The following is a 10323-nucleotide window of genomic DNA, read 5'->3' on the forward strand; positions in this document are numbered from 1 at the left end:
GGCCGGCATCCTCGCCTCGCGCGTCTTCAAGGCGTCGTCCGAACGACGCTACGACGACTCGACCAACGTTTCCAGGACGGCCGGCGCGCCGGTCACCCCCTCTGCCTCGCGGAGCTACGAGGGAGTCTCGGTCGGTGCGCAGCCGGTCGCGACCCCCGGGCGAGCGTCCTGAGAGGAGTCGCGATGTCGACGCATCAGGCGAACGACCTGCACGAACGGCCGATCGGCGAGGTAGCGGCGGCGCTGACACGCGACCTGTCGCTGCTCGTCCGCCAGGAGCTCGATCTGGCGAAGGCCGAGATGCGAGACAAGGGGAAGGTTGCGCTCCCCGGCCTCGGGATGATGGGCGCGGCCGGAGCCGTAGCGCTCCTCGCCGGCGGCGCGCTGACGGCGTTCGTCGTCCTTGTCCTGAGCCTCTTCCTCGACGACTGGCTTGCGGCGCTCATCACAGGCGTGGGCCTGGCCGGCCTCGCAGGCGCTCTCGCGCTCGCGGGCAAGGAGCGTGTCGAGGAGATGGGGACACCGCTGCCCGAGCAAACGATCGAGACCATCAAGGAGGACGCGGCATGGATGAAACAACAGGCGAAATCCGGCAGGGAATAGAAGAGACCCGCGCCCGGGTGGGCGAGGAAGTCGAGGCGCTTTCCTACAAGACCGACGTCGGAGCCCGGTTGGACGACTACGTCGACGAGAAGAAGGAAGCGGTGACGTCGAAGGTAAAGGGAGCGACCGACGCGGCCGCCTCGGCCGCGGGGACCGTGGTGCCGAGCAAGCAGCGCCTCCGCTCGGTGAAGAACACGGCCGAGCGGAACCCGCTCGGGCTGGCCGTCGGCGGGGCTGCTGTCGGCTTTGTCGTGGGTCTGCTCCTTCCCTCGACGAGAGTCGAGGACGAGCAGATCGGAGACATGGCGACGAGGCTCAAGGACACCGCAAAGGAAACGGGCCAGGAAGCGCTCGACCGCGGAATGGCGGTCGCCCAGAGTGCCATGGAGACCGCCAGGGAAGAGGGCGGCCAGCAGGGACGCGAGCTGGCAGGGGATCTCAAGGAACGCGTGCAGCCCGACACCGAGGGCAAGCACCTGGCGTCATAGTGGCGAACGCGGCGCCGGGGTGGCAGAACGGTGCCTCCCCGGCCCCGCGGTGGTTACGTGGGAAACCGAGAGCACACCGCCGGGAGCTTTCCCGGCCGGTGGCGGGCCGTCGGCCGTATCCTGTCGCGGTGAGCGACCTCGTTCGAGTGGCACTCGTCGAGAACGAGCCGGCGGCGGAGATCGCGGTCGGGCTCTTGCGAGTGGAGGGAATCCGGGCCATCTGGCAACGAGCCGGAACGGCGTCCGCCGGTGTGAACATCGGATCGGCCGGGGGGATCACCGGAGCGTTCGAGGTGCTCGTGCTACCGCAGGACGCGGCGCGCGCCAGAGAGCTGTTGGCCCCTTCCGAAGCGGAGTCCGGCACCGACCGACGGGTCTGACCCGCGCCGATGAAAGGGCCGGGGGCGGTGGGCCGTCGCCGCCACAGCGGGCCACCGCCGCTCCCGTGCCTCACCTGGGAAGATGCTCGCGAGCCCCGAAACTTGCGCGCTCGCGCGAAGTTCCCTCAGAAGGGGGACACCCTGGAGGGTGATGCGGCCTCAAACGGGGAGATGCGTCCCGATCCAGTACGCCCCGTATGCGAGCAGAGCCACCCACACGACTTGGGCCACCGCCACTCCGGCGACCAGGAGTAGGCTGCCCGCGCGGTGGATCGGGCGGCTGATCGGTCGGACGGATTCAGGTTCGGGCTCTTGGGCCCCGTGCCGTGGTCCATCGACGCCTGGCTGTTGATCGCCCTTGCCGTAGGCCGGCTGCCGTAGCGCAGCCGTTGGCGGTGCGCCAAGTAGGTTCGCCTCCATACCACTCCCCCGTTCGTCTCCCCCGCGCCGTGTCCGGATCGGCGCCTTCCCACACGGAGTCATACACGTTTCTCGCCCGCGCGCATAGTCGACGACGTCTCACGACCTCGGCCCGGATCGCGCGGGGCACACCGCATGCCGGCCCACTCGCCGACGCCTCAGCTCCCGAGCACCAGACGGGCGACGCGCGCTCTCCCGCGGGGCAGTGCTCTCGTCAGCCCTTGCTGGAGCGCGGGTCCGTGCCGTAGGTGTTGCGCTCGCGGATCCGCCCATCCCGGCCGTGCACGAAGAGCTCGCGCTTGGTCCGACGCGCGATCTCACGGGCAGCCTCCCGAGCCTCGGCCTGGGTGCCGTGAACCGACCGCGCGCGACCGTCGGCCGCCACCTCGACCCGCCAGCCGTTCTCGCCGGGAACCACGTGGACGTCACCCTTCGCCATGAGCCCTGCCTTCCCGTCCATCGGTCCTGCCAAACGCGATCACCCCGGTGTGAGGAACGCGACGAGTCAGGCGGGCCCGCTCGGGATCGGCTCGTCGTCCTCGTCCCGCGCGTCCTCCGCGTCCTTCTCCTCCGGCTCCTCACGCGGGGGCGCCCGATCGGGCTGCTCGACGTCCTCGGGGTCCTGGCCGGCGCTGCCGTAGCCGTGCTCGCCGGGGTCTTGCTGACGCTCGGGGGTGGACATCTCGCCTCCGTCGGTCGGGGCTGGAGGGATACCCCGCACAGCCGCGGCCCACACGTCGTGCGCGGACGAGTTCGACTCCGCGCGAGCGTGCTCACCCTCGACGTCGCGCCCACCCGAAGGGCTAGGCACGTCTCGCCTCGCGGGGGAAGTGTCGCAAGGCACCATCACCGACGGTAGTGGCATGGTGAACGAGGGTCTACCGAGCATGACGACCCTCACGAGAGGGGGACGGTCATGACTGCGGCACAGTTCGAAGGTCTACGTGTCGACGAGGCTGCCGAGGTTCTGGCGTGGCGCTTCGACGCGCTCTGCAGGTCTGGGTACGACCTCGATGCGGCGGCCGTGCTCGCCGCGAACGTCGAGGTCGACCTGCACGATGCGGTCGAGCTCGTGCATCGCGGCTGCCCGCCCGAGCTGGCGACGCGCATCTTGCTCTGACGAACCGCGACGTCGGAATCCACGGCGGCGGATTCCGACGTCGGGGAACCGTCCCCACGTAGGGGCGAGACGCGTCTCGCCCCTACACCCCCCTGTCCCTACGTGATGCGGAGGCCCTCGAGCCCGGGCTCCGGGTCGGGCAGCTGGGGGTCGAGCCGCTCGAGCGCGCCCACGACGAGCTCGCCGACCGCGAGTGCCTTCACCCAGTTCCTGTCGGCCGGGACGACATACCAGGGCGCCCAGTCGGTCGAGGTCTCGGTCAGCGCCTCGTCCCACGCCTCGACCCACGCGTCGAAGCGCTCCCGCACCTTCAGGTCGTCGCGTCGGAACTTCCAGCGCTTCTCGGGGTCGTCGATCCGTTCCTGGAACCGCTCGCGCTGCTCGTCCCGCGAGATGTTGAGGAACGCCTTCAGGACGGTCGTGCCCTCGTCGACGAGCATCCGCTCGAATGCGCGAATGTGGTCGTACCGCCGCCGCCACACCTCCTCGGGCGCGATCTCGTGCATCCGCACCGCCACGACGTCCTCGTAGTGTGAGCGGTTGAAGACGCCGATCTCCCCGCGCGCGGGGAGCGCTGCGTGGATGCGCCAGAGGTAGTCGTGCTGGACCTCCGCGCCGACGGGCACCTTGAACGAGGTCACCCTGACCGCCGTCGGGTTGACGCCGCCGAACACACGACGGACGACACCGTCCTTCCCCGACGCGTCCAGGCCCTGGAGGACGAGCAGGATGCTGCGACGGTCCTCGGCGTAGAGACGGTGCTGGAGGGCGTCGATCCGCTCGACCAGCTCGACGAGGCGCTTCTCGCCGTCGTCCTTCTCTGTCCCGAGCCGGTCGGCCGGGTCACGATCCGCGATCCCGGCGGGTCTGCCGGGCTCGACCTTCAGGCCGTCGAGCATCGGAGGGACTCTAGACTCCTCGCGATGGCCGATCGCGGCTCCTTCCACCTGGGCCACACGCTCGATCCCAAGACCGGGAAGGCCGGAAGCGACAGGGTCGTGGTGGGGTCCAGCGACCTGACGACCCACGGCGTCGTCGTCGGCATGACGGGCTCGGGCAAGACGGGCCTCGCGGTCGTGCTGCTCGAGGAGGCGCTCCTCTCCGGCATCCCGACCCTCGTGCTCGACCCGAAAGGGGACATGACGAACCTCGCGCTCGTCTTCCCCGACCTCGCGCCGGCGAGCTTCCTGCCCTGGGCGAGCGAGGCCGAGGCGCAGGCAGCAGGAGTGAGCATCGAGGAGTACGCGGAGAAGCAGGCGACGATCTGGCGCGAGGGGCTGGAGTCGAACGGGATCGGGCCCGATCGCCTCCGGGCCCTGAAGGACGCGGCCGACGTGACGATCTACACCCCGGGCTCGACAGCCGGGGTGCCTCTGAACATCGTCGGCTCTCTGCGCGCTCCCGCGCTCTCCTGGGAGAGGGACGCCGAGGCGCTCCGAGACGAGATCGAGGGCACGGTCACCAGCCTGCTCGCGCTCGTGGGGATCAGCTCCGACCCGCTCTCGAGCCGTGAGCACGTGCTGCTCTCGAACCTCGTCGAGCACGCGTGGCGCGCGGGCCGCGACCTCGACCTGGGGACGCTGATCGGGGAGATCCAGTCGCCGCCTATCCGCAAGCTGGGCGTCTTCGAGGTAGATCAGTTCTTCCCCCCCGCCGACCGCACGAAGCTCGCGTTCACGCTCAACTCCCTGGTCGCGGCGCCGTCGTTCGCGGCCTGGGGCGAGGGCGAGGCGCTCGATCCACAGAAGCTCCTGTTCACGCCGGAGGGAAAGCCGCGCTGCGCAGTCGTGTACCTCGCGCATCTCTCGGAGGAGGAGCGGCAGTTCGTCGTGACGCTCGTCTTCTCGAAGCTCGTCACGTGGATGCGCGGACAGGAGGGAACCCCCGACCTGCGCGCGCTCGCGTACATGGACGAGGTGTTCGGCTACGTGCCCCCGTCGGCGGCGCCGCCGGCCAAGAAGCCGATCCTGACGATCTTCAAGCAGGGCCGCGCGTTCGGGCTCGGGCTCGTCCTCTCCACGCAGAACCCCGTCGACCTCGACTACAAGGCGATGTCGAACGCGGGCACCTGGCTCGTCGGGCGCCTTCAGACCGAGAACGACAAGGCCCGCGTGCTCGAGGGGCTGCGCTCGGCCGCCGGCGGAACGGACGTCGCGGAGCTCGACCGGGCGATCGGCGGGCTCGGCAAGCGCCAGTTCCTGCTCGTCTCCGCAAAGGCGTCCGCCCCGCGCCTGCTCACCACCCGCTGGGCGATGTCGTACCTCTGCGGGCCGCTGACGAAGGAGCAGGTCTCCCGGCTGAAGCCGGCGGTTGCGCAGGCTCCCGTGCCGTCTCCCGGGGACGAGCAGCCGGCGTCCGCAGCGCCCGAGACGGTATCCGCGCCCACGCGCGCACCGGAGACCGCACCGGCCCGCCAGCTCGCGAGCGACGAGACGCCCGTCGCCCCGCCGGTGGCGCAGGGAATCCCGGTGTCGTACCTCGACCAGGGCGCGCCGTGGGGAGCCGGGATCGGCGCGACCTCCGACTCGAGTCGGCTCCGGGCGTTCCTCGCCGCGCGCGTCGCGCTCCGCTACGACGACAGCGCCGCGGACGTCGACGAGCAGCAGGAGTTCGAGGCGGTGTACGGCCCGCTCGACGGCGGTCTCGACCTCGCCAGCGAGACGCAGGTCGACTACGACGACCGCGACTTCGCCGCCTCCGCGCCCGCGAACGCCGCCTACGTGCTGCCCGCGGCGCCGATCGGCGAGGCGAAGTTCTTCACCTCGACCGCGAAGGAGATCCAGCGCCATCTGGTCGATCGCCGCGCGCTCGAGCTGCAGCGCAACACAACGTTGAAGCTCGTGTCGCGGCCCGGCGAGTCGCCGGACGACTTCGCCGCGCGCTGCGACGCCGCCGCCCAGGAGCGCGCCGACGCCGAGTCGGCCAGGATCCGCGACCGGCTGGAGGCGAAGCGGGACCGCCTGGAAAAGGCGCTCGCGCAGGCCCAGCGCCGCGTCGAGGAGCTCGACACGGACACGCGCTCGCGCCAGGCGAGCGAGCTGATCGCCGGCGCAGGCGCGGTGCTCGGCGCGCTGCTCGGCGGCAGGCGCAGCACCCGCTCGATGGCGAGCGCGGTGAGCGGCGCCGCCTCGCGCCGCGGCATGACCGCACGCACGGCGGAGCGCCGCGAGACGGCCTCCGCGAAGGTGGAGGCGACGACGGACGAGCTCGCCCGGCTCGAGCAGGAGATCCTCGACGAGGTCGCCGAGATCGACGAGCGCTGGCAGGCGACGGCGGCCGACGTCGACACTCTCTCGATCCGACTCGAGGCGACCGACGTCCGCGTCCTCGAGACGCGGCTCGTGTGGGTTCCCAGCGACTGATCCGACTCGCGCTCGTCGTCTCGCTGGCGACGCTGACTGTGGGGTGCCGGGAGAACCGCGGCCCTGACGGCGATGCGACCTCGACCACCGCAGCTCCGAGCGGTCGACAGGAGGTGGTCGACTGGGTCAACGACGGCGACACGCTCACGCTCCGGGACGGCGCGAAGGTGCGGCTCGTGCAGGTCGACGCCCCCGAGCTCCACTCCGACTGCTACGGGAGGGCGGCGCTGCAGGCGCTGATCGGGCTCGCGCCGAAGGGAACCCGCGTCACGGTCGTGCGCGATCCGCGGCTCGACGAGCGGGACGACCACGGCCGTCTCCTGCGCTACGTCTTCGTCGGCTCGGAGAACGTCAACGTCGAGCTCGTGCGGCGGGGGGCCGCCTCGCCCTACTTCTTCCGGAACGCCCGCGGCCGGTATGCGGACGCGCTGCTCGACGCGGTCGAGGAGGCACGCGACGCGAGGCGGGGGTACTGGGGTGCCTGCTCCGGGGCCGAGCTGAACACGGGCATCGGCTCGGTCACGGGACCAGCCTGACGGCGCTTCACCTCCAGCGGATCTCCGGCGACCGGTGATAGCCGACATCGAGCGCGGCGAGGCGTTCGCCCTGGGCGGCGAGCCGGCGGCGGTAGTCGGTCCACGACCGCCCCTCGGCGCGTGACCAGGCGACCTCCGCGTGCCCCAGGAGTCGTGGGAAGACGAGGTGGTCGAGGTGGGCGCGTGTCTCCACGGTCTCCGACCAGAGGGGTGCCTCGACGCCGAGCACGTCGCGCTCCGAGACGCCGTCGACCTGCGTGGCGGGATCCCACTCGTACGCGTCTCGCACGCTCGTCGTCCCGGCCCAGGTGAGCCCGATCGGCGTGCGGCGCGTGTACTTCATGTCGAGGTAGGCCTTCGTCGCCGGGGACATGATCAGCCGGGCTCCCTGCGCGACGGCCCTGCGCGCGAGCTCGGGGCTCTGCCAGTGCTGCGCGATCGACGTGCGGTGGAGACTCGCGCGCGAGGCCTCCTCCCAGGCGATCATCCGCTTCCCGTGGCGCCGCGCGATGCGCTGGACCCGGTCGACGAAGTAGGCGTAGTCACCGGGGTCGGTCGAGTGCGCCTCGTCCCCGCCGACGTGGAGGTAGGCGCCCGGCGTGAGCCTCGAGAGCTCGCGCACCACGTCGTCGACGAACGCGTACGTCTCCTCCTTGCGGATGCAGAGCGAGCTGAACCCGACCTCGATGCCCGTGTACGGCGCCGGAGCGACGCCGTCGCAGGCCAGTCGGCCGTACGACGAGAGCGCGGCGTTCACGTGCCCCGGCATGTCGACCTCGGGGACGACCTCGACGAACCGCTCCCGCGCGTAGGAGACGATGGCGGCGTATTCGCGCTGCGTGTAGCGGCCTCCGGGCCCGCCGCCGACCGCGGTGCGCGAGCCGTGGCTCGAGAGGCGCGGCCAGGACCGGATCGCGATGCGCCAGCCCTGGTCGTCGGTCAGGTGAAGGTGCAGGCGGTTGAGCTTGTAGAGCACCATCAGGTCGACGACGCGCTTGACCTCCCCCACACCGAAGAAGTGGCGCGCGACGTCGAGCATCAGGCCCCGCCACGCAAAGCGAGGCCGGTCGTGGATCACGCCGAGCGGAATCCGCCAGGGCCCCGGTCGACGGGCCCGGGCCTCGATCGCCGCCGGCAGGAGCTGGCGCAGAGTCTGCGTCCCCCAGAACAGGCCGGCGCCGGTGCGGGCGGAGACCGTCACCCCGGCCGGCGCCACGACGACCCGGTAGCCCTCCGTGCCGAGCGTGCGGTCTCCGGGATCGAGGACGAGCTCGACGCTCCCGGCGCGGGCATCGCCGGGGACGGTGGACACGGGCAGGCGGTACCCCGTCGCGGGACGAAGCTTCGCGGCGAGAAGCCGCGCGACGCGGAGGGCCTCCGGTGTCGTCGACCGGACGAGGATCCGCGCACCCGCCCCGAGCTCGAACGCGCCGCGCTCGGGCGCCTGCGCGAGCGGCTTCGGGATCACCGTTGCGAAGCCGGGCGAAGGCACCTGCGCGCCGGTCGCCAAATCAGCCCCCACCACGACTCCGGCGAGCAGCGCCGCCCAGGCGAGGCGGAGCGAGGCGGCTCACCCCCTGACCGCGCCGGAGGTCAGCCCGAACGCGATCCGACGCTGGACGACGAGGAAGAAGACGACCACCGGGATCGCGGTCAGCGTGGACGCGGCCATCAACGCGCCCCAGTCGGTGTTCCGGCTCGTCCCGTAGAAGTACGAGAGCCAGATCGTGACCGTGTGGTTCTGCTGGTCGGTGAGGAGCACGCTCGCGAAGATGTACTCGTTCCATGCCTGGATGAACGCGAACACGGAGGTCGCGACCAGGCCCGGCGCCACGAGCGGCAGGAGAATCCGCACGAATGCGCCGATCCGGCTCGAGCCGTCGACCATCGCGGCCTCCTCGAGCTCCTTCGGAATGCCGAGGATGAAGCCGCGGAGGGTCCACACGGCGAACGGGAGGACGAACGTCATGTAGGTGAGGATCACGCCGGTGAGCGTGTTGGTCAGGTGGTAGCGCGCCAGGACGACGTAGAGCGGGATCACGAGGCCGGCGGCCGGGAGCATGAGGATCCCGATCATCAGCACGACGAAGAGCTTGCGACCGGTGAAGCGGTACTTGGCCAGCGCGACCGCGGCGAGGAACGCGAGCACGATCGAGGCGGCCACCGCGACGGTCACGACGATCAGGCTGTTCTGCACGATCTGCCAGAAGTACGGTCGGCTCATCGCGTCACGGAAGTGGTCGAGCGTCGGAGAGAGCGAGAACCAGGTCGGCTCGGCGGCGTTGATCTCGTCGTCCGGCTTGAACGCGGTCGAGATCATCCAGAAGACCGGGAACACGAGCACCACGAAGAGCGCGAGCCCGAGGATGTCCCAGGCGCTCCGGCGCACCAGCGACCGTCGCCGCCTGCGGGCCCGTCCCTGCCTCTCGAGCGGCGTGGTGCTCACGCGGCCTCTTCCATCCGCACCATGCGGCGGACGTAGACGACGCTCAGCAACGCGACGATCAGGAGCATCAGGATCGAGATCGCCGCGCCCCGGCCGAAGTCGGAGTGCGCGTAGCCCTCGATGTACACGTAGACGCCCATCAGGTAGTTCGACGAGTTCAGCTGTGAGGCGCCGATCAGCAGGTACGGCTGCGTGAAGACGCCGAAGTCCCAGATGATCGAGAGGCTCGTGAGGATGAGCAGGATCGGCTTGAGCACGGGAAGCGTCACGTCGCGGAACGAGCGCCAGCTCCCGGCACCGTCGATCGAGGCGGCCTCGAGCAGCTCGCGCGGCACCTGCGCGAGGCCGGCGTAGAGCGTCAGCGCGACGAACGGCAGAGCCCCCCACACGATCAGCAGCGTCACCATCGCGAGCTTCGAGAACGTCGATCCGTACCAGTCGTGCTGGAAGAAGTCACCCACGCCGAGGCTCGTGAGGGCGTGGTTGAGGATGCCGTTGTCGAAATTCGTGATCCAGTACCAGACCTGGACCGCCACCACCGCGGGCATCGCCCAGACGAGCACGAGCCCGGCTGTGAGGAGGACGCGCACCGGCGCCGACAGCCGGACGAGCAGCAGCGCCAAGCCGAGGCCGAGCACCATCGTCAGGCCGACGTTCACGACCGTGAAGACGACCGTCCGCACGAGCGTGTCCCAGAAGACCGAGTCCGCGAGCACCGAGCGGTAGTTGTCGAGCCCGATCCACTCGCCCTTGCGCTGGATGAGCTCCGGGAGCCCGTAGCGCTGGAAGGAGAGGACCACCAGACGATAGAGCGGGTACCCGAGGATCGCCCCGATCGCGGCTATCACCGGCAGAACGAGCAGGTACGGCACCGCTGCGACGCCCAGGCGCCGCAGCGACAGCGGCCGTCGCCGCCCCACCCCGCGTGGGGGGGGCCGGGGGGCGACGGCCGCGGCTTGCGAGGCGGG

12 protein-coding genes are annotated in these 10323 nt (G+C 70.8%); 6 read left to right on the plus strand and 6 right to left on the minus strand.

Annotation, left to right across the window (positions count from 1 at the left end):
• Nucleotides 1–183: 183 nt before the first annotated feature.
• The 3 genes from VFO26_RS14865 to VFO26_RS14875 all read left to right on the plus strand — a co-directional run bounded on the left by VFO26_RS14865 (nt 184) and on the right by VFO26_RS14875 (nt 1471).
• The gene (locus VFO26_RS14865; protein ID WP_325115833.1) at nt 184–603 is read left to right on the plus strand and encodes a phage holin family protein; all 420 of its coding nucleotides are present in this window, start codon (nt 184–186) and stop codon (nt 601–603) included.
• Between the two features lie 17 nt (nt 604–620).
• Nucleotides 621–1091: a YtxH domain-containing protein gene (locus tag VFO26_RS14870; protein WP_325115834.1), complete on the plus strand. Its 471-nt coding sequence runs from the start codon at nt 621–623 to the stop codon at nt 1089–1091.
• 128 nt (nt 1092–1219) lie between these two features.
• A complete protein-coding gene (locus VFO26_RS14875; RefSeq protein WP_325115835.1) occupies nt 1220–1471 on the plus strand; it encodes a putative signal transducing protein in 252 nt (83 codons plus the stop codon).
• 634 nt (nt 1472–2105) lie between these two features.
• On the opposite strand, the gene VFO26_RS14880 is transcribed toward VFO26_RS14875, so the two are convergent.
• The gene (locus VFO26_RS14880; RefSeq protein WP_325115836.1) at nt 2106–2351 is read right to left on the minus strand and encodes a DUF2188 domain-containing protein; all 246 of its coding nucleotides are present in this window, start codon (nt 2349–2351) and stop codon (nt 2106–2108) included.
• A 45-nt stretch (nt 2352–2396) separates the two neighbouring features.
• A complete protein-coding gene (locus VFO26_RS14885) occupies nt 2397–2573 on the minus strand; it encodes a hypothetical protein (protein WP_325115837.1) in 177 nt (58 codons plus the stop codon).
• 234 nt (nt 2574–2807) lie between these two features.
• On the opposite strand from VFO26_RS14885, the gene VFO26_RS14890 reads away from it, so the two are divergent.
• Nucleotides 2808–3011 carry a hypothetical protein gene (locus VFO26_RS14890; protein ID WP_325115838.1) on the plus strand — a complete coding sequence of 68 codons (204 nt, stop codon included), beginning with the start codon at nt 2808–2810 and terminating at the stop codon, nt 3009–3011.
• Nucleotides 3012–3109: 98 nt separating this feature from the next.
• Here the strand turns inward: VFO26_RS14890 and VFO26_RS14895 are convergent, their stop codons facing one another.
• Nucleotides 3110–3910, minus strand: coding sequence for a PPK2 family polyphosphate kinase (locus VFO26_RS14895; RefSeq protein WP_325115839.1), 801 nt, complete (start codon nt 3908–3910; stop codon nt 3110–3112).
• Between the two features lie 24 nt (nt 3911–3934).
• On the opposite strand from VFO26_RS14895, the gene VFO26_RS14900 reads away from it, so the two are divergent.
• Together VFO26_RS14900 and VFO26_RS14905 are read left to right on the plus strand one after the other, a co-directional pair.
• Nucleotides 3935–6373 (plus strand): ATP-binding protein, encoded by a 2439-nt coding sequence (locus tag VFO26_RS14900; protein ID WP_325115840.1) that lies wholly within the window; start codon nt 3935–3937, stop codon nt 6371–6373.
• Entirely contained in the window at nt 6355–6909 is a 555-nt protein-coding gene (locus VFO26_RS14905) for a thermonuclease family protein (RefSeq protein ID WP_325115841.1), read from the plus strand. The genes VFO26_RS14900 and VFO26_RS14905 overlap by 19 nt, the downstream gene beginning before the upstream one ends.
• A 7-nt stretch (nt 6910–6916) precedes the next feature.
• Here VFO26_RS14905 and VFO26_RS14910 read toward each other — a convergent pair whose 3' ends face one another.
• The 3 genes from VFO26_RS14910 to VFO26_RS14920 form a co-directional block, all read right to left on the minus strand.
• Nucleotides 6917–8401 carry a beta-N-acetylhexosaminidase gene (locus tag VFO26_RS14910; protein ID WP_325115842.1) on the minus strand — a complete coding sequence of 495 codons (1485 nt, stop codon included), beginning with the start codon at nt 8399–8401 and terminating at the stop codon, nt 6917–6919.
• A gap of 78 nt (nt 8402–8479) precedes the next feature.
• Complete coding sequence (locus VFO26_RS14915; RefSeq protein ID WP_325115843.1) at nt 8480–9355, minus strand: carbohydrate ABC transporter permease; 876 nt, start codon at nt 9353–9355, stop codon at nt 8480–8482.
• Nucleotides 9352–10323, minus strand: a 972-nt coding sequence (locus VFO26_RS14920) for a sugar ABC transporter permease (protein ID WP_325115844.1), incomplete at its 5' end; no start/stop codon positions are given. The genes VFO26_RS14920 and VFO26_RS14915, both read right to left, overlap by 4 nt.

This window comes from Gaiella sp. (assembly GCF_035710885.1).
Classification (GTDB): Bacteria; Actinomycetota; Thermoleophilia; order Gaiellales; family Gaiellaceae; genus Gaiella.

What these genes read in the sequence shown, in the direction of transcription:
- VFO26_RS14865 (WP_325115833.1), top strand. Translation starts at nt 184, where the DNA reads ATGTCGACGCATCAGGCGAACGACCTGCACGAACGGCCGATCGGCGAG.
- VFO26_RS14880 (WP_325115836.1), bottom strand. Translation starts at nt 2,351, where the DNA reads ATGGACGGGAAGGCAGGGCTCATGGCGAAGGGTGACGTCCACGTGGTT.
- VFO26_RS14885 (WP_325115837.1), bottom strand. Translation starts at nt 2,573, where the DNA reads ATGTCCACCCCCGAGCGTCAGCAAGACCCCGGCGAGCACGGCTACGGC.
- VFO26_RS14890 (WP_325115838.1), top strand. Translation starts at nt 2,808, where the DNA reads ATGACTGCGGCACAGTTCGAAGGTCTACGTGTCGACGAGGCTGCCGAG.
- VFO26_RS14895 (WP_325115839.1), bottom strand. Translation starts at nt 3,910, where the DNA reads ATGCTCGACGGCCTGAAGGTCGAGCCCGGCAGACCCGCCGGGATCGCG.
- VFO26_RS14900 (WP_325115840.1), top strand. Translation starts at nt 3,935, where the DNA reads ATGGCCGATCGCGGCTCCTTCCACCTGGGCCACACGCTCGATCCCAAG.